This is a genomic window from Streptococcus taonis (assembly GCF_029948085.1).
In the GTDB taxonomy this organism is placed as follows: domain Bacteria; phylum Bacillota; class Bacilli; order Lactobacillales; family Streptococcaceae; genus Streptococcus; species Streptococcus taonis.
Window position 1 is genome coordinate 1 of the sequence record NZ_JARZZP010000018.1, and the last position, 25,603, is coordinate 25,603.

The 25,603-nt window shown below is 36.9% G+C and carries 34 protein-coding genes; 4 read left to right on the top strand and 30 right to left on the bottom strand.

Annotation, left to right across the window (positions count from 1 at the left end):
• Positions 1-101: 101 nt before the first annotated feature.
• The 3 genes from QEZ38_RS08920 to QEZ38_RS08930 all read right to left on the bottom strand — a co-directional run bounded on the left by QEZ38_RS08920 (position 102) and on the right by QEZ38_RS08930 (position 3,254).
• A complete protein-coding gene (locus QEZ38_RS08920; RefSeq protein ID WP_281335684.1) occupies positions 102-506 on the bottom strand; it encodes a PaaI family thioesterase in 405 nt (134 codons plus the stop codon).
• A gap of 69 nt (positions 507-575) precedes the next feature.
• Positions 576-2,057, bottom strand: a complete 1,482-nt coding sequence (locus QEZ38_RS08925) for a UDP-glucose--hexose-1-phosphate uridylyltransferase (protein ID WP_281335685.1) — start codon at positions 2,055-2,057, stop codon at positions 576-578.
• An 18-nt stretch (positions 2,058-2,075) separates the two neighbouring features.
• Positions 2,076-3,254 carry a galactokinase gene (locus QEZ38_RS08930; RefSeq protein WP_281335686.1) on the bottom strand — a complete coding sequence of 393 codons (1,179 nt, stop codon included), beginning with the start codon at positions 3,252-3,254 and terminating at the stop codon, positions 2,076-2,078.
• A gap of 168 nt (positions 3,255-3,422) precedes the next feature.
• Between QEZ38_RS08930 and QEZ38_RS08935 the strand changes: the two genes are divergently transcribed.
• Positions 3,423-4,424: a LacI family DNA-binding transcriptional regulator gene (locus QEZ38_RS08935; protein WP_153225473.1), complete on the top strand. Its 1,002-nt coding sequence runs from the start codon at positions 3,423-3,425 to the stop codon at positions 4,422-4,424.
• 63 nt (positions 4,425-4,487) lie between these two features.
• Here QEZ38_RS08935 and QEZ38_RS08940 read toward each other — a convergent pair whose 3' ends face one another.
• Together QEZ38_RS08940 and QEZ38_RS08945 are read right to left on the bottom strand one after the other, a co-directional pair.
• The gene (locus QEZ38_RS08940) at positions 4,488-5,525 is read right to left on the bottom strand and encodes a zinc-binding dehydrogenase (RefSeq protein ID WP_281335687.1); all 1,038 of its coding nucleotides are present in this window, start codon (positions 5,523-5,525) and stop codon (positions 4,488-4,490) included.
• A gap of 79 nt (positions 5,526-5,604) precedes the next feature.
• Entirely contained in the window at positions 5,605-6,501 is an 897-nt protein-coding gene (locus QEZ38_RS08945) for a cation diffusion facilitator family transporter (protein ID WP_281335688.1), read from the bottom strand.
• Positions 6,502-6,634: 133 nt separating this feature from the next.
• Between QEZ38_RS08945 and QEZ38_RS08950 the strand changes: the two genes are divergently transcribed.
• Positions 6,635-7,180 carry a TetR/AcrR family transcriptional regulator gene (locus QEZ38_RS08950; RefSeq protein WP_281335689.1) on the top strand — a complete coding sequence of 182 codons (546 nt, stop codon included), beginning with the start codon at positions 6,635-6,637 and terminating at the stop codon, positions 7,178-7,180.
• Positions 7,181-7,212: 32 nt separating this feature from the next.
• Positions 7,213-7,575 (top strand): glucuronide permease, encoded by a 363-nt coding sequence (locus tag QEZ38_RS08955; RefSeq protein WP_281335690.1) that lies wholly within the window; start codon positions 7,213-7,215, stop codon positions 7,573-7,575.
• Between the two features lie 66 nt (positions 7,576-7,641).
• On the opposite strand, the gene QEZ38_RS08960 is transcribed toward QEZ38_RS08955, so the two are convergent.
• From QEZ38_RS08960 to QEZ38_RS08980, 5 genes are all read right to left on the bottom strand, one after another.
• The gene (locus tag QEZ38_RS08960; protein ID WP_281335691.1) at positions 7,642-9,162 is read right to left on the bottom strand and encodes an ABC transporter permease/substrate-binding protein; all 1,521 of its coding nucleotides are present in this window, start codon (positions 9,160-9,162) and stop codon (positions 7,642-7,644) included.
• Entirely contained in the window at positions 9,155-9,883 is a 729-nt protein-coding gene (locus QEZ38_RS08965) for an ABC transporter ATP-binding protein (protein WP_281335692.1), read from the bottom strand. The genes QEZ38_RS08960 and QEZ38_RS08965 overlap by 8 nt, the downstream gene beginning before the upstream one ends.
• Positions 9,876-10,730 (bottom strand): SDR family oxidoreductase, encoded by an 855-nt coding sequence (locus tag QEZ38_RS08970; RefSeq protein ID WP_281335693.1) that lies wholly within the window; start codon positions 10,728-10,730, stop codon positions 9,876-9,878. The genes QEZ38_RS08965 and QEZ38_RS08970 overlap by 8 nt, the downstream gene beginning before the upstream one ends.
• Before the next feature lie 18 nt (positions 10,731-10,748).
• Positions 10,749-11,198: a MarR family winged helix-turn-helix transcriptional regulator gene (locus QEZ38_RS08975; protein WP_281335694.1), complete on the bottom strand. Its 450-nt coding sequence runs from the start codon at positions 11,196-11,198 to the stop codon at positions 10,749-10,751.
• Positions 11,199-11,858: 660 nt separating this feature from the next.
• Complete coding sequence (locus QEZ38_RS08980; protein ID WP_281335695.1) at positions 11,859-12,371, bottom strand: GNAT family N-acetyltransferase; 513 nt, start codon at positions 12,369-12,371, stop codon at positions 11,859-11,861.
• Between the two features lie 124 nt (positions 12,372-12,495).
• Between QEZ38_RS08980 and QEZ38_RS08985 the strand changes: the two genes are divergently transcribed.
• Positions 12,496-12,714, top strand: coding sequence for a hypothetical protein (locus QEZ38_RS08985; protein ID WP_281335696.1), 219 nt, complete (start codon positions 12,496-12,498; stop codon positions 12,712-12,714).
• A gap of 44 nt (positions 12,715-12,758) precedes the next feature.
• Here the strand turns inward: QEZ38_RS08985 and QEZ38_RS08990 are convergent, their stop codons facing one another.
• From QEZ38_RS08990 to QEZ38_RS09080, 20 genes are all read right to left on the bottom strand, one after another.
• Positions 12,759-13,322, bottom strand: a complete 564-nt coding sequence (locus tag QEZ38_RS08990) for a hypothetical protein (protein ID WP_281335697.1) — start codon at positions 13,320-13,322, stop codon at positions 12,759-12,761.
• Positions 13,323-13,439: 117 nt separating this feature from the next.
• A complete protein-coding gene (locus tag QEZ38_RS08995; protein ID WP_281335698.1) occupies positions 13,440-13,700 on the bottom strand; it encodes a hypothetical protein in 261 nt (86 codons plus the stop codon).
• Between the two features lie 110 nt (positions 13,701-13,810).
• The gene (locus tag QEZ38_RS09000) at positions 13,811-14,128 is read right to left on the bottom strand and encodes a hypothetical protein (protein ID WP_281335699.1); all 318 of its coding nucleotides are present in this window, start codon (positions 14,126-14,128) and stop codon (positions 13,811-13,813) included.
• Positions 14,129-14,378: 250 nt separating this feature from the next.
• A complete protein-coding gene (locus tag QEZ38_RS09005) occupies positions 14,379-14,894 on the bottom strand; it encodes a hypothetical protein (RefSeq protein ID WP_281335700.1) in 516 nt (171 codons plus the stop codon).
• Between the two features lie 150 nt (positions 14,895-15,044).
• Positions 15,045-15,584, bottom strand: coding sequence for a T6SS immunity protein Tdi1 domain-containing protein (locus QEZ38_RS09010; RefSeq protein ID WP_281335701.1), 540 nt, complete (start codon positions 15,582-15,584; stop codon positions 15,045-15,047).
• A 148-nt stretch (positions 15,585-15,732) separates the two neighbouring features.
• The gene (locus QEZ38_RS09015) at positions 15,733-16,266 is read right to left on the bottom strand and encodes a T6SS immunity protein Tdi1 domain-containing protein (RefSeq protein WP_281335702.1); all 534 of its coding nucleotides are present in this window, start codon (positions 16,264-16,266) and stop codon (positions 15,733-15,735) included.
• A gap of 187 nt (positions 16,267-16,453) precedes the next feature.
• Positions 16,454-16,681: a hypothetical protein gene (locus QEZ38_RS09020; RefSeq protein ID WP_281335703.1), complete on the bottom strand. Its 228-nt coding sequence runs from the start codon at positions 16,679-16,681 to the stop codon at positions 16,454-16,456.
• A 3-nt stretch (positions 16,682-16,684) separates the two neighbouring features.
• Positions 16,685-17,071 (bottom strand): hypothetical protein, encoded by a 387-nt coding sequence (locus QEZ38_RS09025; protein ID WP_281335704.1) that lies wholly within the window; start codon positions 17,069-17,071, stop codon positions 16,685-16,687.
• A gap of 92 nt (positions 17,072-17,163) precedes the next feature.
• A complete protein-coding gene (locus QEZ38_RS09030; RefSeq protein ID WP_281335705.1) occupies positions 17,164-17,592 on the bottom strand; it encodes a hypothetical protein in 429 nt (142 codons plus the stop codon).
• Between the two features lie 109 nt (positions 17,593-17,701).
• Positions 17,702-18,046 (bottom strand): hypothetical protein, encoded by a 345-nt coding sequence (locus QEZ38_RS09035; protein WP_281335706.1) that lies wholly within the window; start codon positions 18,044-18,046, stop codon positions 17,702-17,704.
• Positions 18,047-18,087: 41 nt separating this feature from the next.
• Positions 18,088-18,408, bottom strand: coding sequence for a DUF6881 domain-containing protein (locus QEZ38_RS09040; RefSeq protein WP_281335707.1), 321 nt, complete (start codon positions 18,406-18,408; stop codon positions 18,088-18,090).
• Between the two features lie 180 nt (positions 18,409-18,588).
• A complete protein-coding gene (locus QEZ38_RS09045) occupies positions 18,589-18,951 on the bottom strand; it encodes a hypothetical protein (RefSeq protein WP_281335708.1) in 363 nt (120 codons plus the stop codon).
• 115 nt (positions 18,952-19,066) lie between these two features.
• The gene (locus QEZ38_RS09050) at positions 19,067-19,558 is read right to left on the bottom strand and encodes a hypothetical protein (RefSeq protein WP_281335709.1); all 492 of its coding nucleotides are present in this window, start codon (positions 19,556-19,558) and stop codon (positions 19,067-19,069) included.
• A gap of 339 nt (positions 19,559-19,897) precedes the next feature.
• Positions 19,898-20,314: a hypothetical protein gene (locus QEZ38_RS09055; RefSeq protein ID WP_281335710.1), complete on the bottom strand. Its 417-nt coding sequence runs from the start codon at positions 20,312-20,314 to the stop codon at positions 19,898-19,900.
• 248 nt (positions 20,315-20,562) lie between these two features.
• Complete coding sequence (locus tag QEZ38_RS09845) at positions 20,563-20,841, bottom strand: Imm70 family immunity protein (protein WP_425445019.1); 279 nt, start codon at positions 20,839-20,841, stop codon at positions 20,563-20,565.
• A 336-nt stretch (positions 20,842-21,177) separates the two neighbouring features.
• On the bottom strand, positions 21,178-21,630 hold the full coding sequence (locus QEZ38_RS09060; RefSeq protein ID WP_281335711.1) for a hypothetical protein: 453 nt from the start codon (positions 21,628-21,630) through the stop codon (positions 21,178-21,180).
• A 236-nt stretch (positions 21,631-21,866) separates the two neighbouring features.
• Positions 21,867-22,448 (bottom strand): TipC family immunity protein, encoded by a 582-nt coding sequence (locus QEZ38_RS09065; protein ID WP_342760444.1) that lies wholly within the window; start codon positions 22,446-22,448, stop codon positions 21,867-21,869.
• A gap of 16 nt (positions 22,449-22,464) precedes the next feature.
• On the bottom strand, positions 22,465-22,944 hold the full coding sequence (locus QEZ38_RS09070) for a TipC family immunity protein (protein WP_342760445.1): 480 nt from the start codon (positions 22,942-22,944) through the stop codon (positions 22,465-22,467).
• A 323-nt stretch (positions 22,945-23,267) separates the two neighbouring features.
• Positions 23,268-23,696: a hypothetical protein gene (locus QEZ38_RS09075; RefSeq protein ID WP_281335712.1), complete on the bottom strand. Its 429-nt coding sequence runs from the start codon at positions 23,694-23,696 to the stop codon at positions 23,268-23,270.
• A gap of 363 nt (positions 23,697-24,059) precedes the next feature.
• Complete coding sequence (locus QEZ38_RS09080; RefSeq protein WP_281335713.1) at positions 24,060-24,443, bottom strand: hypothetical protein; 384 nt, start codon at positions 24,441-24,443, stop codon at positions 24,060-24,062.
• Between the last annotated feature and the right edge of the window lie 1,160 nt (positions 24,444-25,603).

The following is a 25,603-nucleotide window of genomic DNA, read 5'->3' on the forward strand; positions in this document are numbered from 1 at the left end:
TACCTCTATTATACGACTTTACACAAAGAAAAGCCCTTAGAAACTTGACTTCCAAGGACTTTGTCTTCAATCTGAGAGGCATGTGCCTCTTTTTTGGTTTCCTATATCCTCACCTGTCTATCTTCAGACCGTCGTCCTGTGACAAACATGGTGAAGGTTGCCTTGCAGACATTTCGGCCATCTTGGTTGATGATGTCAACATCGACGACACAAGTGGTGCGTCCTTGGTGGACACATTCTCCCTTGATAGTGAGAACGTCCCCTAGATTTCCAGCTTTCAGATAGTTGATGGAAGACTGGAGTGTCACCCCGTCTAATCCTAGCGAAATCACCACAAGACCACTGATTTGGTCACATAGGGTAAATAGATAGCCTCCATGGGCATTTCCATAGTAGTTGAGTGAAGAGTCCACTACTTTTGTCGTCACCACAACGTGGCCATCTCTCATTTTTTCAATTTCGTAATTTTCAAAGGCAGATATAGCGTCAAAGTGAAAATCTTTCATACGTTCCTCCTGATATTTCAAACGACACTATGATACTACTTTTCAAGACTCTACGCAAGAGAGAAGCACTTATTCGGGCAAAATACCAACCAGCTCCACAAAGCGCATAAAGGCAGCTTGTCCTTCTTCTGTTTGCTTGTAAACTCCTGCATCTTCCAAAACTCGAGCAAAGATTTTTCCAACAGATTCTTGGACGATATTAAGAGCTTGTACTTTTTCGGTCAAGTCAGGATTGGATTCTTTCAACTCATTTGCCCATTCTTGGTGATAATCTGCTACGGAAACATCCTTTCCTACTAGGTAAGCCGCTACCTGCTCCACTTCTTCCTTCAAGCGTGGTGGCAAGATTGCCAAGCCCATAACCTCTATCAAGCCGATATTTTCCTTCTTGATATGTTGAACATCCTTATGGGGATGATAGATACCATCTGGATGCTCTGGAGATGTTTGATTGTCCCGCAAGACCAAATCTAACTCAAACTGCCCATCTCGCTTACGCGCAATCGGTGTGATAGTGTGATGCGGTGTTCCATTACTTTCTGCCAAGACCTGTACACTTGGATCTGAGTATTGACGCCAAGCCAGTAAGATTTTATCCGCTAGTTCTGTCAAATCCTCTTTTGAATCTGAAGTTAGTCGAATGACGGACATAGGCCACTGAACAATCCCTGCTTTGACAGATTCAAAACCTTCAAAGGTAAAGCTCTTTTGTAAAGGCGCCACTTCCATTGGGAATACATGACGACCACCTTGATAATGATCATGTGTCAGGATAGAACCACCCACGATTGGCAAATCAGCATTTGAACCAGCAAAGTAGCCTGGAAATTGCTCCACAATTGCTAACAAACGTTCAAAACTTTGGCGACTGATGGCCATAGGACGGTGTTGACTGTCTAGGAAAATACAGTGCTCATTAAAGTAAGCGTAAGGCGAATACTGGAAGCCCCACTCCTGCCCAGAAATATCAAAACGTATAATACGATGATTGCTTCTAGCTGGATGATTGACACGACCATGATAGCCTTCATTTTCCATACAGAGCTGACATTGAGGATAGTTACTGGATTTAACCAACTTAGCTGCCGCAATCTCCTTTGGATCCTTTTCAGGCTTCGAGAGATTGATGGTAATCTCCAGTTCACCGTAGTCAGATGGTACACGATAAGCAATATTCTTTGCGATAGCCTTCAGTTTGATGTAGTCATTCTTCTGACTGAGTTGGTAGAAATCTGCAATTGCCTGCTCTGGTAACTGGGCATAGGTATCCCAAAAATCACGATTAACCTGACTTGGACAAGGCGTTACCAAGTCCATGAGGTCAGCACCGAGAATCTCACGCTCAGCCTGACTATCTTCAATCGTTTCCAAGCGAACAGCTTCCTCGACAAGCTGATCTTTTAGTTCAATCAAATCATCCTGGTCAGTCTCAACTTCAAGAACTCCATCTCCAACCAGTGCTAAAACACGATTGGTCAGATAAATCCGATCCAACTCTTCAAAGGTACTTTCTGCAATGACTTTGGTAACAAATCTTTCTACTAAGGTCACTAGAAAACCTCCTTTTGACTAATCAAGAACGCGAGTTCCACCTGCAACTTCAGCGATATAGAAGCTTGGAGCGTATCCAACGACTTCCTCGTAGTGCTTGCCAACAGCTTCCTTAAAGGCCTCAACAGCATCCTTTTGAACCAAGGCAATGGCACAACCACCAAAACCTGCTCCTGTCATACGAGCACCGAGAACACCTTCTTGAGCCCAAGCTGTATGAACAAGGGTATCTAATTCCAAGCCAGTTACTTCGTAGTCATGCTCAAGTGAAACATGAGAAGCATTCATCAAACGACCAAACTTGTCTAAATCTCCTGCTTGAAGAGCCGCTTGCGCTTTAAGCGTACGTTGGTTTTCAAGAACTGCATGACGCGCACGTTTCAAACGATTTTCGTCTTTGATGAGGTAACTATATTCATCAAAAGCCCACTCATCCAATTCACCCAAGGTTTGAATGTCCAAGGCCACTTGGAGTTCTTCTACTGCTTTTTCACATTCAGCACGACGTTCATTGTACTTAGAATCCGCAAGTTCACGTCGTTTGTTAGTGTTCATGATAACAACAACATTGTCCTTCAAATCAAGGGGAACCAAGTCATATTCTAAACTATTTGTATCCAGATAAATGGCACGTTGGTCTGCCCCCATACCGATAGCAAATTGGTCCATGATACCAGAATTAACCCCAATAAAGTTGTTCTCTGTCAATTTTCCGATTTTTACTAAATCTAAACGGTCCAATTTTAGGTCAAAGAGGTATTCTGCCACGACACCAGTCAAAAGCTCCAAAGATGCAGAAGAAGACAAACCTGCACCATTTGGGATATTTCCAAATACATAGAAATCAAAACCTTTATCAATCACATGGCCAGCTTCTTGCAAGAAATGAAGAACACCTTTTGGATAGTTAGTCCAGTTGTGCTCTTTCTCAAATTTAAGGTCAGCTAGAGGAACTTCGATAATTCCTTTATCCTCAAAGTTTGCTGAGTAAAAACGCAACACTTGGTCATCTCGCTTGCGTGCAGCTCCGTAAGTTCCTAATGAAATAGCTGCTGGGAAAACATGCCCACCGTTGTAGTCAGTATGCTCCCCAATCAAGTTGATACGGCCTGGTGAAAAGAAGGTTTGATCAGCTTCTTGACCAAAAACAGCAAGAAAGTCCTTGCGAAGTGCATCAGCAGTAAGATGTTGTGTCATATGAATTCTCCTTTGACGAATTGTTAGGTAAAAAAACTTAACCTGTAATCGTTTTCTTCTATTGTACCCAAGGGTTTTACTTTGGTCAACATTTTTACCTATATTTTACTAAACTATAGGTAAAAAGCAACAAAAATATGCTATAATAACCTAAAAAGGAGGGGAATTATGGCTACACTCAAAGATATCGCTCAGCTAGCCTCTGTCTCGATCGCAACTGTATCCCGCGTTCTCAACCGCGATCAGAGCCTATCTGTTACAGAAGAAACTCGACATCGTATCTTAACCGTCGCAGAAGAACTAGGGTATACAAAACATCTCAAAACAGGCGAAAGTCATAAACTCAAACAAAAAATTGCTATCATCCAGTGGGTGAGCGAACAAGGAGAATTAGAAGATCTCTACTACTACCAGATCCGTCTTGGAATTGAAAAGAGAGCTCAAGAGTTAGACTATGACATTTTGCGCTATTTTAACGACCAACCTTTCACGCTCAGTGAAGAAGTGATTGGAATCCTTTGTATTGGAAAATTTAGCCAAGCACAGATTGCATCATTTGAGGAATACCACAAACCCCTAGTATTTTTAGACAGTGATACGATTGCTCTTGGTCATACCTGTGTCATTACAGATTTTTATAATGCTGTTAACCAGGTTGTTGATTACTTTACAGATCATGGGCTTAAAAAGATTGGTATCTTATCCGGACTTGAAACGACCACTGACCAAGAGGAAGTCATCGCAGATAAACGCTTAGATTACTTTAAATCCTATACGCAAGAAAAAGGGATTTATAACGAGAAATTCGTTTTCCAAGGTCTATTTACTGCCCAATCTGGATATGACTTAATGAAAGAGGCTATCGAAAAATTAGGAGAGAAGCTTCCACAGGCATTTTTTGCAGCCAGTGATAGCTTGGCCATTGGTGCCCTTCGCGCCCTCCAAGAAGCCAACATCAGCATACCGGAGCGCGTCAGCATTATTTCCTTTAATGATACTATTCTGACCAAGCAAGTGTTCCCACCACTTTCCAGTATCACAGTCTACACCGAAGAAATGGGACGCACAGGAATGGATATTTTGAACAGAGAAGTCCTTCACGGCCGTAAAATTCCAAGCCTTACTATGCTAGGAACCAAACTGACTTTAAGAGAAAGCACCTTGCATTAAGCACAACACTTGAACATAAAAAAAACCTAATAGAGTTTCTCAAATCCTATTAGGTTTTTCTTTTTAATCCATCACAATCATAGATTTAATGGTCTTGCGTTCATCCATGGCCTTATATGCTTTGTCAATATCTTCTAGTTTGTAACTTGAAGTAAAGACACGACCTGGATTGATATCACCATCAAGAACAGCTTTGAGCAAGAATTGCTTATCGTATGTTGTTGCAGAAGCTGCTCCACCTGCAACAGAGATATTTTGCATAAAGGTTGAACCAAGAGCACGATTCTTATAATGTGGAACTCCTACAAATCCCATACGACCGCCATTATGAAGGACACCCAGTGCTTGCTCAACAGCCGCTTCAGTACCGACGCACTCAAGAGCGGCGTCTGCTCCACCGCCAAGAATTTCACGCACCTTGGCAATGCCTTCTTCTCCTCGCTCAGCTACAACAGCTGTCGCTCCTGATTCCAAGGCCATCTTTTGACGATCTTCGTGACGACTCATAAGGATAATTTGTGAAGCTCCACGCATCTTAGCAGCAATGACAGCACATTGGCCAACAGCCCCATCCCCAATAACGACAACCTTATCACCTGGTTTTACATCTGCTACACGCGCTGCATGATAGCCTGTTGGCATGACATCAGCCAGAGTCAAGAGAGACTTGAGCATACCTTCTGTGTAGTCAGACGGTTGTCCAGGAATTTTTACAAGGGCCCAATTAGCATAGTGGAAGCGGAGATATTCAGCTTGGAAATTTCCACCTAGGTTATTTCCAATATGATTGTCACAGGAACCATCAAATCCAGCACGACAGGCATCACATTCCCCACAACCATGAGTAAATGGCACAATCACAAAATCACCGGGCTTGACCGTGGTAATGGCTTCTCCAGTTTCTTCAACGATTCCGATTGCTTCGTGTCCACTATTTTTATGTCCCGCTTTAATATCTGGATTGCGGTAACTCCATAGGTCTGAACCACAAACGCAAGCACGAACTACACGGATAATGACATCATCCGATTCTTGAATGCTTGGACGCTTAACTTCTTCAATGCCGACCTGACCTGCCTTGGTATAAATTGCTGATTTCATTTAAAAATTTCCTCTCTCTATGTAACTACCTTTAGTATACACTTTTTATTTAGCTTTCGCTCACTTATACTACATCTCATTAATGATGATGTTCATGACTTTTATCTACTTCCAACTCCTCAATTTTACGCTTATGAACCTGGTGGCTTGCTAAGTCTGCATCTACCTCAATGGTAATATTTTGAAAACCACAATCTTTGAGTAGGGTTCGAATGGATTCTTTACAAACCTCCATCTGTCCGATCTCTTTTAGACAAACATGGATAATGGCATTTTTCTCCAAACCATCCATGGTCCATAGGTTAAGCTGATTGATACTAGCCACATACTCCAACCGTTCCAAATCACTCTTTACTTGCTTGATATCCACTCCTTCTGGCACGGCATCGAGGAAAATCTTGAGTGTAGACCAAAAACGTGGAATAGCCTTTAACAGAATGAAGAAGGAAATGACAAGAGATAAGAGCGGATCCAGAATATACCAGTCGGTAAATCGTAGAATAATTGCCATCAGGATGACTGCTATCCAACCCAGGGTATCTTCCAAAAAATGCAGGCTAAGAATAGACTCATTCTTCGTTTTCCCCTTACGAACCACTAGACTTGCTAGCACATTTATACTAACCGCAATAATTCCAAGCCAGAGGATTCCTTCATCATTGATAGGTTGTGGATGAAATAGTTTCCTTATATTTTCCAAAATGACTAGAGCAGATCCTGTCATGAGAATCACAGCCGTTATCAAAGCTCCTAGAAGGCTAAATCGTTTGTAACCCAAGGTGTAATGACTATCTTCTTCACGATTGGAGATTGTTTCTAGAAAGGCTGATAGCCCAATTGCAATCGCATCTCCTAAGTCATGGACAGAGTCCGCAAGAACAGCACTCGAACCAAATACTCCACCAGCGATAAACTCGACAATTGCATAACTCAAATTTAAGAAAAAAGCCAGCCAAACAGCACGTTTCGTTGTCATTTTTATATTCTCCTTTGGTATAATAGTAGTATAGTTATTACCTTTACTAGTATTATCTCTCACTCCAAAAAGAAAGGATAGAAGCAAACCGTTCTCTCTGTACGTTACTGAACAGTTTGTTCAAAGTGTCCATATGACTGCTCAAGATCGTCGCATTACCAAGACTCGAAAAGCTATCTATACTGCTTTTTTACAATTACTAAATCAAAAAAGCTTTGAAACGATTACCGTTCAGGAGATAATAGACCTAGCAGATGTCGGTCGTTCCACCTTTTATAGCCATTATGAAAGTAAAGAATTACTCCTAGATGAGCTCTGCCGTTATCTCTTTCATCATCTTTTCGAACGCGAGGAAAATATTAGCATCGAAGCATATTTGACACATATTTTTTTGCATTTTAAGAAAAATCAAGACCACGTGACCAGTCTTCTTTTCTCAAAAAATGACTACTTCCTTCGTCAATTGCAGAAAGAATTGGAACACCATGTTTATCCCATGGTCGCAGAGGACTTGAAAGTTTCCTATCCTAAGATTCCAGCCTCCTACCTCAAACATTTTGTTGTCAGCAATTTTATTGAAACACTGACCTGGTGGTTAAAAAAAGGAAAATCTTATAAGGAAGATCAAGTAGTGAGATTTTACTTAGACGTCATGGAAATGACAAACAAACAAAAATAAATCATCATTATTCTAGCTAGAGAGGAAATCTTATGAACTTCGTTATTATTCTTGCTATTTTTTTAGCCTTCTTACTTCTTGCTTTTCCTCTTCATCATTTATTGGCTAGCCTTTCAGAATTAAGAAAAGGCAGGAATCCCCTAGGAAATCAGCTTCTCCTTATCGGAAGTATCCTTGCTACCTTATCTATCTTCCTCTACTTCTTTGCTACCTTATCTATCTTCTGCTACTTCTTTTTGCCGATTGTCGCACTATCTATTTGGCTGATTGGCTGTGGTTTGATTTGCTACGGAGCCTATTGGAATGACAAACAGAAAGGAACCTTTAAAAAGTCTCACCATATCATCAGAATTACATTTGCTATAGTATTGACACTTATACTACTTTTATTCTAATACAAAAACCCTATCTTATCTAAAAAGCAAGATGGGTTTTTTGTTAGTATAAAGTAATTTCTATATTTATTTTTGAAGTATTCCTTCTTGAAGGAGAAATTCACGCGCTACTGTTTCGGCCGACTTGCCTTCCACACCAACCTGATAGTTGAGTTGACTCATTTGGCTTTCTGTAATTTTACCAGCTAATTTATTGAGAACAGCTTCCAATTCTGGATGTTTTTTCAGTAATTCAGCTTTCATCAGTGGCGCTCCTTGATAAGGCGGAAAGAGTTGTTTATCATCCTCCAAAACCACTAAATCATACCGAGCAATTTCAGCATCCGTTGAGTAAGCATCTGTAATTTGAATGTCACCTGACTGGATGGCTTGGTAGCGAAGAGCTGGCTCCATGGTTGCCACATTGAGATTCAACCCATAAGCAGACTGCAAGCCCTTGTTTCCATCCTCACGGTCATTAAACTCCAGAGTAAAACCAGCCTTGAGCTGTCCTTCTACTTTTTTCAAGTCTGAAATCGTCTTAAGCCCATATTCTTGCGCAATTTTTTTAGGAACTGCAATTGCATAAGTATTTTGATAAGCCATGGGTTTGAGAAAGGCTAGTTGATCCTGTTTAGCAATACCATCACGAGCAACTTCATAAACCTTTTCTGGGTCATGCCCAACTTCTGGAGATGGTTGGAGGAGACTCTCCGTCACTGTCCCAGAAAATTCTGGATAGATATCAATATCCCCTTTTTTCAGTGCTTGGTAAAGGAAATCTGTCTTCCCAAAGTTAGGCTTGACCGTCACCGTCATATCAGTATTTTCCTCGATGAGAAGTTTATACATATTCATGAGAATCTCAGGTTCAGGTCCTAACTTCCCAGCAATGACGAGATTGTCTTTCTCATTATGTGGAATAATGCTTGGAGCATAACTAGCTCCCAAACCAAGGAACATGACAGCAAAGGCCGCAACAATTGTACGCAACTTTGCCTTTTCCAACCATTTGAGAATGATATTGAAAAGAATGGCCAAGATAGCCGATGAGATAGCCCCGATTAAAATGAGACTGGTATTCCGACGATCAATTCCCAAAAGGATAAAAGATCCCAATCCTCCAGCTCCAACAAGAGCGGCTAAAGTCGCTGTCCCAATGATCATAACGGTTGCTGTACGAACCCCCGATACAATGACGGGCATGGCCAGTGGAATTTCAAACTTCTTAAGTCGCTCCCACTTGGTCATCCCAAAAGCAATCCCTGCCTCCTCAAGACTAGGATCAATGCCGTTCAAGGCTGTGATTGTATTTTCCAAAATCGGGAAAATAGCGTAAATGACAAGGGCTGTGAGGGCTGGTAAGGTTCCAATTCCCATGAAAGGAATAAAGAGACCCAGCAAAGCCATTGAGGGAATGGTCTGGAAGATACCCGCAACTTGTAGCACCCAGTTCGCCACTTTTTTGTGGCTATTTAGATAAACCGCCAGTGGAATGGTCAGAAAAATAGCAACCAATAAGGTCAAAAGCGATAATTGTAAGTGTTGCCCAAGAGCGGTTAACCATTCCCCAAAACGCTCTTGAAAGGTTGAAATCAAATTAGACATGAAGGCTACCTCCAAACAAGTTTGCTACAAAGTCTGTCGCAGGCGCTTGTAAAATTGTTTCAGGTTCTGCGACCTGGCGAATTTCTCCATCCTGCAAAACTGCAATCCGATCGCCCAATTTTAAAGCCTCGTCCGTATCATGGGTAACGAAGATGGTCGTCATCCCGAATTCTTTGTGCAATTCTTTAGTGAGAGCTTGCAACTGCTTGCGAGAGATAGCATCCAAGGCTGAAAAAGGTTCGTCCATCAATAAAATTTTTGGTTCCCCAATGATGGCTCGTACAATCCCAATCCGTTGTTGCTCCCCACCTGATAACTCGCTTGGTAAACGATGGGCATACTCTGCAGCAGGGAGACCAACCTTGTTCAAGAGTTCTTCGGTTTTAGAGGTGATTTGTTCCTTACTCCAGCCCTTCATCTCAGGAATGAGAGCAATATTTTCCGCAACTGTCAAGTTAGGAAATAGGGCAATAGCTTGAAGGACATAGCCGGTACTGAGACGTAACTCCCGTTCATCATAGTCCTTGATCCGTTTTCCATCCATATAGATATTGCCATCAGTCGGCTCCAAGAGACGGTTCACCATCTTGATCATGGTGGTCTTTCCAGATCCTGAAGGACCCACTAGCACCATGAATTCTCCATTTTCAATGCGGAGATTGACATCTTTTAAAATGTTTTTATCCGTGTAGCGCAATGCTACATGTTTGTATTCAATCATGTTTTTCCTCAATAAGTTTTCTATCTCTAAGAATATCCAATAGGCTACTTGCCGGATGCCCTAGAACTTTTTCGATATCTGTTGAAACCCCAGCTTGTTCGCCAGCTTTAATCGCTGTATAGGTACTAACCCAGGCATCGTACTCCCAAGTTTGTGCTGGCCATTTTTTCCGTGACTCATAGGCTTCTTCGACTGATTCATCTACATACATGATGGCCTTACCGGTCTCTTTTGAGAGAAGCTCTACGATTTTTTTCATAGAAAGATTCTCTGGCCCTGTCAGATTCAAGCTTTGATTTGCCCACTCCTTAGGATTAAAAAGAATTTCTGCTGCAACCCTAGATGTATCCTTACGGGCAACAGCTGACACAAGGCCGCTGCCAGCCGGACCACGTACCTCACCATTTTCGAGTGCCATATCAATAAAGAAATCCAAGTAAAAATTATCTCTTAGAAAAGTATAGGTGAACCCTAACTCCTTGATATAGGCTTCCGTCTGGGCATGATCTCGAGACAAGGTGAAAGTTGCCTTCTCATCTGCCCCATAAAAGGAGGTATAAACGATATGCTCTACTCCTGCTAGCTTTGCAGCATCTAAAAAGTCCTTGTGCTCCTTGACACGCTCTGGATTTTCCCTAGCAGAAACCATCAACAAAGTATCGATCCCCTTCAAGGCTTCAACCACCTCTGGAGTATTGGTATAGGACAATCTACGGATTTCCGCAGACGCATAAACTTTTGCACGCTCTGGGCTTCTTGCTAGATGGACAGAAGCGATTCCTTTTTTATCAACAAGATCAGCCACATAGGAGCCTAAGTTCCCTGTTACACCTGTAATTCCGATCATAACTGTTACTTCCTTTCCCTAGATGTCATTTTCTTTAGCTTTTAGATTTGAGATAATACGCTCTTGATAAGCTTCAAATTCTTGGATTTCTTGATCCGAAAAGCTTTGGTAGAAAATTTCACCCAATTCTTTACTAACACGGTCTCCAATTTCTTTTTGCGCCCAACCGAGGTCTGTCAAAGAGATATATTTTTTCCTTTTATCTTGTGTGCAAGGTTGAATCGTGACCAAGCCTTGTTCTTCCAATTTCTTAACCATACTGGTCAATGTATTATTGGCTAGACCCGTCGCAAGAGCGATATCGGTCGCTGTAGCGCACCCTGACTCTTGCTTCCACAAAATCGTTAAAATTTTTCCCTGTTCACTTCTGTATTGAGCATCTGGTTCATTGCTCAAGAGTTTTTGAAAGATACGCCCGTTTAACAATCGAATCTGTAGAGCTTGGTAGCCTCCTAACATCTTGTCCATTTTGTCTCCTTTTTTGTTCTATATCGAACTTTTTAATTATTGTAACACCCTAAATTACATCTGTCAACTATTTCGATATGGAAATAATAAAAAACTTCCTACCAAAAAGTAGAAAGTCAGCATTTTTATAAAATTAAACATACATCACATATGAAGCATTCCTCTTAAAGAAATTACTATGGACTAGATAAGGATCATACTTAGAATTTTGACTAGAAACCAAACATAAAGGAATGATAAAAATTTTTATAAAATATAGTAAACAAAAGAATAAGAAAAGACTAAAACTAAGAGTTTTTAACTCAGGAAAGTAAAGATAACAGACAATTGATGTATTCAATAGAATATTAAATCCCCTAGCAAAACTAGCTGATAAGATATTCGTCTTGATCTGAGGATTAAAAAGTTTGACAAGAAACAAGGCTAATAAAGAAGTATTATAGATACAAATTGGCTTGTAATCATGACGATAGAGAACTAAAAACAAGAACAAAGAATGCTATAGCGGATTGAACTTAGAGTAATACAATATAGATTCTAAAACATTTTTAGCAGCCTTGGTGTACTGTTCTAGATTCATTCTACTATATTTTCCGTATAAAAGCAGACGAATGTCTACTAGGAATGTTGAGGTTTAGCAGACTATTGGGAATGATGATGCTATAGATTCCTTATCTCAAATACTGCCGTATGAATCCACTCGTTATTCATTTGAAAGTCATTTTCTATGATTTTACTAAAGGTGAAACCGTTTTTTAAAAGCACTCTCTGGGAGGCCAGATTGCCTGTTGCCGTTCCTGCAATGATTTTATGTAAACCATAAGTAGTAAAGGCCTTGTCTAAAACGAGTTTAACTGCTTCGCTTGCATATCCTAAATTAGTAACATTTTCTCCGATCCTATATCCAAGTTCTGCTGTTTTTCTATCCTTCCCTAAAACACTTAAATTGATTCTTCCGACCATAATGCCTTGTGCATCTCTAATAAGATGCATGTAGACATCATGGCTCTCTTGTTCCCTTAACAATTCCCTTGTAAGTTCTTTAAAACCTTCTGAGTCAAAATAGTGAGCTGGTCTAGGAGGTAAACTTCGCTCAAAATACTCTCGATTTTCTTTTTCAAAAGAATAAATATCTATGCTATTTTCTTCAGACATCAGCTCTAAACTTATCATTCTAAACCATTTCCTATCATTCTCTAAACTCAAATTTACTCATGTTCACACAAAGTGACATTTACAGAATTTACAGAGCTATCTTAATTTTTCATATCGTATCTACATGATAACACCACATACTATGAAGAAAAATAATATCCATCAAGGTCCTCATAAATTCCAACATCTTGCTAAACAGGTTGGAACGCCTATGGAAGCTATTTTAAAAGCACTAACGCGCAGCGATACAGGCTTTCCTATCAGAACAAATGCGACACTTATCCTGGCATTTAGTTACAGTTCAAACTCTAACTTGACATCTAGAAATTCCAATCGCGGGATTAGCACATTTGCAAAGTAAGATGAAGTTTGCAAGGGTGCGACCAGTTATCTTTGTAAAAACATTTAATAAAAGTCACTCGTCCAGAAGAGCACTGGCTTATGGTCTTTTAAAGACAGAGAAAGTTCTCTATTTCCAAATTCAATCTCAAAATAATCGTATAAGTCTTTGCCATAATAAATAATATCTAAATCCACTACTGATAAAATCAGCATCTCCTGATTCTCATAACTAGGGAGAAAACGATGCCCATATAAGGGGATTAGTCGAGGTGCTGATCCTAATATTTTCCTGATTTGAACATTTCTATCCAAGAGTGTAGTTGGCTCGCTCCCCCAAGAGGCATCCCACACCAGTTCATCCAAACTTTCCAAAATTCCATCATAGGGAGCAGCTAGGTTCCGTTTTATATGTTCTATATTTTCAGCCGAAAAATCTCTCCAGTTATAAAAACCTTCTGAAATAGGCAACAATTGTTGATAAACTGCCAACCACTGCTCAGGAAATTCAATTTCATATATCATCTCGACTGTTTGTATTTCTTCATCACTTAGACCTGGTTCCAAAGAAACACCATTCTCGAGCAATAGCCTCTTAGTCCTATCGATTTTCAAAAGATCTCCAACCATTTTTCTCCTCCGACATCTCCCCGTATTGAAGTAGCTCTCTTACAACTTTCAGGATCAGAACTCCATATACATCACATGGATATAGTTATGAAAGCTACAGTTCTCCTTACAACCAGACTAAAATGACTTCAAAAAATCAACCAACCCATCATGTAATTGTATATTCTCATTTAAAACTTCCTTGCTCTCTTTATCAGATAGCTCCAAGTTCATATTACGATAGCCATCCAACAATTCCATCGTCAAAACCAAAGTATCATAACTAACATTAAAAAGCAGTTCTTCTTTAGTTAAATCACTCTGATGGAGATTCATATTTACAGCTTGTTCCTGGATGATTTTTAGTTCTTGCAAAAATATTGCTTGCTGATCTGTCATACTTCATCTCATCTTTCTATTTTTATTAGGGGTATGTTGAACTTCCTTATCGCATAAGCTGGAGATTCAAGTTGTCAAAATTCTCTCTTTGACAAATGAAGATTGTTTCTTTATAAGATAAATTTCCTGAATAATTCTGGAATTCCACCTTCTTGTGTCAATAAAGTCTTTACAGCAAAATCATTATCGCAAAAAACGACTTCTTGAAAGACATTATCCATTCTCCACTCGATATCCGTATAAGGAATATTATCATTTTCTACATTAATGATTTCAAACCAACCTATTGTCACTCCATAAAAAATAATCTTTTCCAATATCTGAGTTGAATATCCTTTATTTTTAATAAAAAACGAAAATAAAATCGAAATAATAGCATCTTCTTCAGCTATCGAGAGTAAGAGTTCTCTTAAATCTTCAAAAATCATTTTATTTACCTCCAGTCAAAGGAATTCTGCCTTCACTTGCAGATAATCTTGTTTTAAATTGACTCAACTACAAGGTTCATCCTAGCACCAAGTCACTATCGCGCAACTACTAACAATCTCCTTTGAGGATTCAAACAAGGTATTGATTTCAAAACTGAATCCCTATCTAATCAGATATACTTACTGGATAAATGAAATGAGGTACGAATTGCTATCGTTTATCATTAGCTATTCTAAAATAGTCATTATACTACTCTTCAAAATTCACCTTTAGCCAAAAAGCTTCTATATCGCCCTTCTCATTTAACGCTGCAATACAATCTGGATAAAACTCAACATACTCTACTGAATCTGATAATTTTTCCTTACCAAAATAAGTATATCCTTTGCTTGGTGAATAATAACTTACCCAACTATCTGATTGTACGAATCGAATACTATCCCCTAAATCTAACTGGCATTCATCCAATAATAGAATAATACTCCCTTTATTCGAGTTAGGAATGAGCACATCTCTTTCTTCTGCTTTTAATACCTGAGGAAAAAATCCAAAAATTTGTACGCACGCATTGTTTTCTGAATCAAAGCCAAGTTGGAGTGTGTCAAATAATATGTAGTAATCAGAATTTTTTAGAGGTATGGAATCAAAACTATATTCTTCTGGTCTATAAACTAATCGTCTATCGTTCATATCGTATTCTTTTGTAATTTTAAACATATATAATCGCCTTCTAAAGTTAAAATGGGCAATAGGTTTTGTAGCCATATCAACCACTAGCTTAAAATTTCTAGCACTTCATCCAGTATGAGCATCTGAAGTAGCCAGCGATCATCCCTTGACCAAGTATTATCTTTTGAATCATCACCAGCGCTCGTAGGTTTAGTTCCCCTAGATTACTATCCTTGATTCCAACTCCTAAAATCCCACACCGCCTGTAATCTGGGTAATGAGGTCTAAATGTTCTTTTATGCCAACCTTGTCAATATTGGTTAAATCCCTTTTCCCTCCAAGTACAAGAAGAGGAACAAAGCCAAAGCATTGATTGTAATCCAAGCTCCCATACTCCTTAACCGCTTCTTCATATAAAGGAATATCAAAATAATCCTTTAACAACTCTTCATCCTTTAAATCTTCTAGAAAATAGTACATATCTTCTAAAATAGTGGTGAAATTTTCCTCCTTGTATTCTACAATTCTCAGATAGTTTCCTTCCTCCAGAGTGATAATATCCCCAAATGCAGTTATAAAAACAGGAATAGATAAATCACCTCTAAAATAGGTCTTTTGCACAAATTCTACATATTCTTCTGGATTGATAATTTTTAGATAACCATCAAGTAAAAATCCCAGTCCATATTGTTGCCACAATTCCACTAATTCGTCTGGAACTTTTGAGGCGTACTTTTCAATGACTTCTTCTGGCATCGCTGCAAATTTGGTAAATTGTAAGTTCATTTTTTCTCCTCGTGTCCCTTTTAAAGTTTATATAACTCACTATAAGTAAGGTTTTCGCGATTATAGTAGCTAGTTTTATTATAAGTTTACGAAAGATTTCTTCAAGTCGATATACTTCAGGGTATTGTACTGTATGATTGAATCTAAATTACCATAATTGAGTCATGAGCGTCCAAAATACATCAAAATCAATTTGTTCAATATTTGAAAAGTCATCCAAACCACCTAAAAATAAAGGTACTTTATAACCAATGCATTGATCATAGGAAGGAGAGATTCCTCCTTGAGAAATATACTCTTTGTAAAAATCTAAAGCAAATAGCTCATCAGGATATTCTGGAATTTCATTATTCAAAAACTCCTTAATACCTAGTGGAATCTCTAAAATCTCATGACTTCCTGCATCACACATATATATTTTTGAATCACTAGTATCAGAACTAACAAATATCCTGCCTAACCAATCAAAACCTATAACTCGTATATCATCTGATAATTCAGAAAAGCACGACTGTACTAGTCCTTTAAAGTATTCTAAATTATTAGAATCAACAACCCTAAATAACCCACTACCAAAACTTTCCTTAGAATAGTTCATAATAAAATCAAGATAAATATCTTCTGAACGCTTTACGTATCCTTTATTCTCTGAACCAAAAAATTCTAAAAATGAATTAAACATGTCTTTTTCTCCTAATCTTCAATTGTAAACTTCCCAAATACCGTTTCATCTGGATATTTTGGAAACATAAATTCCTATTTACACTTCTATCCAACGGATTGATATTTTAACTATATCATAAATCAACAATTCAAACAATATAGTAATTGTTTGAAACAGAATCTGAACCATCAACCTTTTTATCTCGTTACAAAGAAAATATAGATTTACGATTCACCTGTATTTTAACTATAACTGCTTCAGTCAAAGCTTGGATTTTTGTGCAATACCTGTGCTCTTTGTTCATCAGTTTAGCCATCTTTAAATTCCAAATTGTTAAATCAAATCCAGCACCTCCAGTCAGCTCCCCAGCGAGCTCATCTCTCTTGATTCCTAGCCAAGTATTACGTTCGCCAATCTTATAATAGCCTATCAAATCTCAATACTCTTCACAGATAACTTCAATGTCTTTTTCTGAAATAGTTCGATTAGATTTTAGGATAAATTTTTTAATACTATTTGTATCCTCATCTGTCAGATATTCCACGCGAAATTCAATGATAAAATCGACGATATCGCTATTTCCTGAAATAATAATCATCACATCCTCAACAACTCTTCCTACAAATATTTGCCCCACATGCAAATATCCAGTAGCTGGACTCGAAAAATACTGCTCCCACTTTATAGCACTTGAATAGCTTAGTTCCTGGTCCTTATAATAAAAGTGAGAGGTAATAATCTGCTGACTAACATCTAATAAATTCAATAAGTTATCTATCATGATTACGTCTGCTACTGCTATTCTCAATTCAACACTTAACATCATTTCATTCCTATTTATCAAGACTCGGTAATAAATTACACGTTTTTTCTCGTGCTTCGATCGGTTATTATAACCGTTTAGCTACACTTTACTCATTCTACAGTTTCACGATCCTGCCAAAAGAACTGAGCATCCTTTAAATCAAGATGTTCTATCTGAATATCACGACAAACAATTGTCATTTGCAACAAACCAATATCAACCATACACTTCACAAAATCAGGATTCTCCTCATAAATTTGTAAAGAAATTTCTTGACCATGATGATGCAATTCTCCTCTAGTCATATCTTTAACGTGTTGATCTTTTCTCCACTGGATGTCTAAAGCATCATTGCTATACTCTACTTTTGCGCATACTAAAAACTTAATTTCCCAGTATTTCTCTTTGTTATGATAATCTTCTATGCACAAAGAAACCTCATCTCCAAAATAGGATATCTTTAAATCTAGTATTCCCATTTCCCAATAATCTAGTTCTTCAAGCTCTTTTTGCTTGCTAGATAAATCAAATAGCAACAAGATTTTTCTCCTTCCCATTTATCCCCAAATAAATCCCTCAGATATTTTTTTCAGATGACTATTTTCATCAATAGCGCTAAGCTCTACCAAGGTTCAGCCTAACACCAAGTCACCATCCATCTTGAAGATTACACTCCTCAATGTATTCTAACCATGCATCAATATTAGGTAGAACTTCCCTTTGTTCCCATCCTGAATCAGCAAAGTCATGAATGATATGCACTAGAGTACTATCAACATCTTCAAAACAGGCTATATCATCATTATCACCTCTCCTTGCAAATGGATATAATGTTCGCTCAGGATATCTTGTTTGAAGACCTCGAAATCTTCTCACTGTTTCATCGTCATTCATCAAGTACCATACACCAAAATCAACCCTACCTTCGGAAACTAAATCCTTTAATGATTGTGGATAGGAAAAAAAAGAATGATTAAATGTAATATTTGACATGAATGTTCCTCCTCTAACTATTGAAAAATGGCAAATACTGGTTACCTTTCTGCCCATCTAGCTAATTTGATACAATAATCTTCGATTAAAGCTTCTGTGTCATACATTTTTAGAATGTTCTCAAAATCTATCGCTGATATTTCAGACACATCAAACTCACCTGTAGCATTTATTGCATCAAAATCACTTGGGTATGGAGCTTCTCCCAACTCCAAGGGGATCCGAGTATCAAAGTAAGCTACGTGTCCATCAGGAAATATATCTAATCGTTTTGTTTCAAATCGTTCTGCGTCTATTTCTGAGTACATGATTATTGGGAAATCATCATTCGTATGATTCCAAATTGTTTTATAATACAACATCCAATCCCCCTAATTCTCCTACTATCTATCCAATCAAAATCAGCTTTCTTTAGATAATGGACTAAGTAAGTCTTTCGTTTAATTTCAACTTATTCAGTGATTGAATTATCCAGTAAGAGAATGTCTTCTCCTATTTCTATGTGTCAAGTATACCAAATAGGAACAGTAAACTGTACAAGGTCATCCATAAAATTCAATTTCCCAAGCAGTACTATCGTGTATTTCCAATCTTACTTGCAAAGCTTCTGCACCTTTTTCTAAAATTTCAAATTCAACAGGAATTGTAGAGGAAACAACTATTAAATTATTTATATCCTCTATTCCCTTTGAAAATTTTAAAAGTCCAGCCCAACTCATCTGATAGCCATATTTTGAATTTAAGACTAAATCTTCAAATTCTGGCATAGGCAAATTATTTGGAGCTTTTCCTACAGCATCACATTCAAAGATATACCAATCTTCACTATTAGATGGTATTTGAGAAAGAATCTCAAAAAAAGAAATCTTTTGATCGTTCTTTGACAGTTGTCCACTTATTTTCAACTCGCATTCTCCAAATCTTTTTTGATAATGTCTATCTACAATTCTTTCATCTGTCACACAGTCCAAAACACAGTTTACTAAGACTTATTCCGATAGCTACTTTTAAACTGCAGGTTTAATGGCTCCCACCGACTAAACTAGTAAACCAGTCATCATAAAATTGTTTCTGTTCTGCGACACTGACACAGTTTAAGTTTGGTTTATCTTGGTCAAAAATCTCATAAACATTGTCTAAACTGGCTTGTTTTCCCATTTCTAAGAAATAGGCTTTTTCTCCTCCAAAATTCATCTGCATCGGAGAGGGAAATACACACCTGTCAGCTCCATTACATTGTAGAATCCCGCCTTCTTTCTCCAAATCTAGACGATAGTTCATAAGCGCCTCAAAGAAAGAGTCAGCTTCATAGCGTTTAAAACCCGAATCTCTATCAACATCAAGAATGCATAATTCTTCGCTATCTCTAATAAAAATCTGACACGTTTCTATTTTATTATCATTTTTATAATAAATTGGCAATAAAACTACTCTCATTTCCCACCTCTGCTGATTTTGTGTAATAACTTGAATAAGATGATCAACTTTTGGGATAGACTTAATAAACTGCAAGATCATTCCATCTTTCTAATAAGGTCTCACCATCGATTAATGGTGCTGATAAAAGTTCCTTTGGGCTATAAAAAATGTGATAGTTTTCCTCAGAAACCGTAAAATATAACTCCCCTAAGTCTTTCCTTTGACTGATATAAAACTTTCTATCTTGATAATATAGAACAAACTCTTCCCCATAGGATAATCATTTCTTAAAAAACTCATATGACATATCTTCATCTCGTTCCATTACTACTAAATTGACCTCTCCATTGTATTCATTCACCACAAGTGCCAGCAGGAGGAATTCCTTATCTTTTTGGTGTTACTTTCAACCTCACTATTAATTGAATACATTTATGACTTATTCCTCCAGAAAAAATCACGTTCTAATCGTTTGATTCTTTCAACAGTAACATCCCTAAAAATAATATTGAACTTGACTAATCCTTCTAAAACTATCCTAGTTTGAAAAAAACTGTCATCGTAATATTCAAGAGATATCTCTTGACAGGTATACAAGTGATTTTGTGTAAAATCTTTTACTTTAAATTTTTTGCGATTTTGTGCATCCGTCTCATAATTCAGTGCTGCACAAGCAAGGAAACTGACTTTCCAACATTCCTCTAAATCTATTTTATTCTCATAATAACTTTCTATATATAGATGAACTTCATCACCAAAATATAATATTTGTAAATCTAGAATCCGACCATCCCAATAGTCCGTCTGATTTATCTTATCTTGTTTTTCCCTTATTTCAAATTCTCTCATGTCTACTTCCTTCGCTTATTACAGTAACAACTATCATGCCGATTATACCATCGCTACCATGGATATGCAGCAGTTTTTTGCCCTATCAAAGTCGTACTCTAGTCTTTGACCTTTGGTGTTCTGATTGATTTCAGTTTGATCTGAATCCTATCGTCAAAAATTCTTATAAGTCTTAAAATTTTTGTCACTTTAAAAGCACCATAGATATTCTTAATTGCCAAAGTATCCGAATTCTCAAACTTCAATAGTCACTTAAAATCAATCTTCCTCTCATAATGAAGCAAACAAGGAGACCTACAAAGTAGAAATCTCAACACTTTTTCCACAGAACTTACAGATTCAAAGCCACAAACATTGTCATAAGACGATAATTTGCTAAACTCTATACAAATACTCTGTAGTTCGAGTAGACAATTCTTTAAATAATATACTGAAAATCTCCCCTGATACAATTCAGTCATAAGGGTTGGGTGACGACTACCCCAATTTGAATGTTCAAAACGGATAAAGACTGTTAAAAAAGGAATTCAAAATCCAATTGTCTAATAGATTAAGCCAACCTTTAAGGCAAGTGACATCGTAATCCCCCATCAATTTATTTCAACAGAAAATCTCTTATTCTAAGCTATTATAGCATTCTTTCAAGTAAACTTGTATGGGCTTTTCTAAAATTCATTAAAAAACACCTCATGGTGTGAACCATGAAGCATTTCGAAAGATTGGTGCAGTCGTATTGATTGACCTTTTGAGACAAGTGACTATGTCAGTTTGCAGAACAATTTCATATAGAAACAAGATCTGAGTGCTCCTCTGTATTAAGTGTAAAATAATTTATAAGTTCAATGGAACCTATTCATGTTGGGCTAAACAATTTTCATTACCTTAAAGTGCCCCTCTGGACAATTGCCTTGGTAACCAACTGGAATGTAGCCTCCCTCATAAATCAAAAGCAAATCATCATGAAAGGCAGACTCTATCCCAAAATCATTTTGCAGTAATTTATAGTTTCTAAGAGTGCTTACATCAAATAAAATCGAATCTATGCATGTCTGTGGAAAAAATTTTCTCTGTAGGTATTCTTTTATTATAGGGTCAATAGATTTACGAAAATAGGCCGAATTTTCATTCCAGATTTTTCCTATTCCAGTTCTAACTTCACCTTTGTTCTTAAGTAAAAATTCGCTTCGAAATTCCCAAACAAGCTCTTCCCATTCACTAGACTCTATACTTAGTAATCCTTCAGCACTGTCTAATATTTCTATCTCAAAGGGAATTGCCATATTACCCTCTCTAAAACACTCAAGAATATACTTCATATCCATATATTTCTTTCATTTAGAAAAAACCTCATTTCTTTTTAGGTAACAGCATTCTACCTGGTAAATTATTTCTAGAAAATGATTCCGTCCCTAATAATCTTGCTCGTCTCTCATAGCAGACATTGTTTTAGTTAACTTTATAATGACTTATAAAAACTTAATACTTAGAGATAAATTACACGTTTTTTTCTTGTTCTTAGATCCATTATTATAACAGTTTAGTTACACTTTACTCATTCTACTGTTTCATTATCCTGCCAAAAGAACTGAGCATCCTTTAACTCGAGATGTTCTATCTGAATATCACGACAAATAATTGTTATATCCATAATACCTAGATCAATTCTGCACTCTACAAAATTTTTATCTTTAGCATGCGGAGTCAACGTGAAATTTTGTGCGGAATAACCGAGTTGTGTCTTTTTCAAACTTTTCACATCATAATCACGCCAATTCTCCCATAAGGCATCTGTTGTATACTCTACTTTACCACATAAAAGGAAGGTTACGCGCCAATATTTTTCTTGATCATCCTCATACTCAATAACAGTTTCATCTCCAAAATAGGACACATAAAAATTGTAAATAGTTGCATCCCAATAATATGTCAAGTCTAATTCTTTTTGTTTTTGTTCAATATTCATATTTCTTTTTAATAATATCCATTCATACTTATCCCATGGAATATGGGCATTTGGACTGCTTTTGTTAGCAATAAAACTGAGTAGCACAATCTCTACATCCCCAAGATTATCAACTGAGTAAGCTTGACTACCATTTTTAAACCAGCGTTCTAGAATGACATCATAGAGCATGAAGTGGGATTTTTCGTTAATCTATTGCGTTTTCCCTAATCATCTTTACATTACCCCAATTTTCAGCTGAAAATTGACTAGGATAGACGGAACGCCAATCTGAAATAAGTTTATTTTTCAAAATATCATTTGCAATTTCAGTGTATACTTTTACATCTAGTTTGTTTTGAGTGATGTATTGTTCGACTGGATACTCTTGCTTATAATCATCTGAAAATATCCTTATTTTCTGAATTAGTTGATTTGATTGATGTTGGTACATGTATTCAACCTTCAAAATATCTGAGTTAGGCAAATCAACATTTATGACAATTAAAACATTCCCATTTCCCAACTCATTATCAGGATATTCGAATACGTAATTAATACTATGAATATTTTTAGGTAAGCTATTTTTCTTGTAGTTTTCCCCGGTTACTCCGTATAGTAAGCCTCTTGTACGTTTTTTTCCATATCGGGTAAAGACTCTAAAGTCGAAGCTGTTGGAGATAACCAGGACCCTACAGTATGATGGTACTCGTCATGATAAATTTCTTCAAAAATATTTTGATATTTTCGTCTAGAATACATTAAAAAGAATAACAAACCAAGCAATAATATTCCAATTAGACTAACATACTTAAAAATTCTACTCATAAACCACCTCTCTATGGAACATTTGTGTAATCTTGCAAATCATTTTTCCCCTCTTCTAAACTTCGAATAAAATTATAAGAATCTGGATAGTTTTTCTTCAAGTATTCCATGAATTCTGCATTCGTTCGTCTACTATAGGATTGTTTATTCGAGCCTAAAGCTACCACTTTACTTAGAACTAAACTATTGTAGTCCAAATGTATCGCAAATACTAGTACTTAATCTACCTATTGTTGGATTCTCCTTACAGGAAGACAAATCCTTCAAAATACTTATTACTTGTGGAAATGTGATTAGCTGTTCCTTATATTTAAAAGAGTCAAATGAAGTAAAAGATTGAAGTACTTCTTCCAGTATATTTTTATCATGACACAGTATTAAGTTCATCAGAATATTAAAAGCATTTGAAGTATCATACCCTTCTATACAATAAGCCAATTTGTACTTATACAAGCTACTCTTTTCTTCAAGACAAGCACCAAGAGTGCACCACTCTCCTTGTTCTAAAGAAGGAAGCAAAACATCCATGACATATTCAACATCTGCATCATAAAAAGTATCACCTAAGTAAGGTTGAGATAATACTGTATCTAATTCTTTATAGCAATCCATACTAAAAAACTTTCCTCCGTTAAGAAAGTAGCTCCCTAACTATCATAATATCTTACAAGTCAACAGTCAAGTCCAGTATCGTCAGCCACTTCACCCTTATAGGCAACTAGCTGACATAACTTGTCTGCACTTGTCTGCACTTGTCTGCACTTGTGCTTTAGAGGCTATCGTGACTGGATACGAGAGTTTGTCCATCCTTGATCTGGCATGTCACAGAGCCTGATATAAAGATAAGCCTCGCATTATTTGAATGATTATTGGGAGACTTTGTGCCTATTGAACAGTAAAAACACTTGAATCAATTTCTTCAAGTGTTCTTTATCTGATAATTCTAATTTGCTAATTGTTTATTGCCTTAAAATCTTATAACTCTTTGATTTCTATGGACTTGCAAACTATATTATATCCATCATACCCATCAAGATGTAAAGAATAATGCTTTAATTCTTGGTGCTTGTTCATTTCTTCAAAAAGATTTCTGTTGGCTTCCATTAACTGTAGTATAATTGAAGAATTAAATATTTCTAAAACTTTATCATAAGCTTCAATTGTGTTTGCCGAAAATAATGCGTTCGTCTTTGAAAAATAGTGGACTTCTTGAAAGATCAATTCAACTTCTGCATAGATATCATCACAATCGTATCCCTTTAAATTGATACAAATAGTTGTACCTGAAAAAGTTATTTGAGGTAACTCAGACAGAAGTGAAGAAAACATTGGAAGAGTGTATATCGTTTTATTTTCCATTATTCGTACCCCCTCTAGGTCTTACAGTAGAAATTCCTTCCTTTGTTAGTTTATTACGTAATAACTGCTCACCCAGTAGTTTCTCATGCAATGGATTACCGGTATTATCGGTTACATGCCAGTGATTTCTATGAACTTCTGCAACTGTCAACACTGGAAAAGCTTCTGTGTTTTGAATTAAAACAGTAACACCTCTATTAATATACTCGGCAAAACTGATACATCTTTAATTTTTGCCTGAGCTAAATCATCCACAATCCTTATCTCGTAACCAGCAATATCAGAATATTTTGCGACACCTATACACTAAAATCATTACTATAGGTCTTCTGGAAATAATTTACTTTATCCAGAGATGAGATATCTTAACTTGTGAAGATGATACAGGTTTACTCTTCTACCTAAGCAAAGCTAATTGTTGAGTAGAAATCACATTCTTGCAATATTTCATGACTGGTAGTTCCCTAACTTCGGCTCCGTCATAAGCGGAATCCGAACTATTTGGTTACTTAGACCATCAGTCACTGCCTTAATAAAGTACTGTCCTGACTATCATAATATCTTTCTCATACATAGTCAAGTCCTCCCCCAAAAAGACATCCAAGAGAAAATCCTTAAAGATCCGTAAACATCAATAGTATCGTATTGATTAACGTTTTGAGGCAACTGACCTCGTCAGATTACAACCACATTTGTAAGCGACTAAAGTCGCAACAACTGTGTCAATTGCACCAATTTAGTAAGAAAATTTAAAAAAGAACACCTCGAAAGGTGCTCTTTGTAAGTATAGTAATTCTTTCGAATTAACGTTTACTAAATTGTGATGCTTTACGAGCTTTCTTAAGACCTGGTTGGGGCACCACTTATTTCATCTAATTTCAAAGTGCTTTAAAATCAACGTTTTCATAAGTTTTCAAAAAATAAAATTTCAACTAATTTTAATCAATTTCATCAAAATAAGGTAAACTTTCGTCAAAAATAAGCAAAAATCGAACCAGAATATCAAAAGTTTCCCTTATATAAAATTTTTACATGTATACTAATTTGTTTTCATTAGAAAAGAGAGCCACTGCTCTCTTTCTTGGCTCTATAATTTCTGTAGTGGGTAAAACCACCATAGGAATTATGGAGCCTATTTTGTTGTAGAAAAAAAGTCCCAT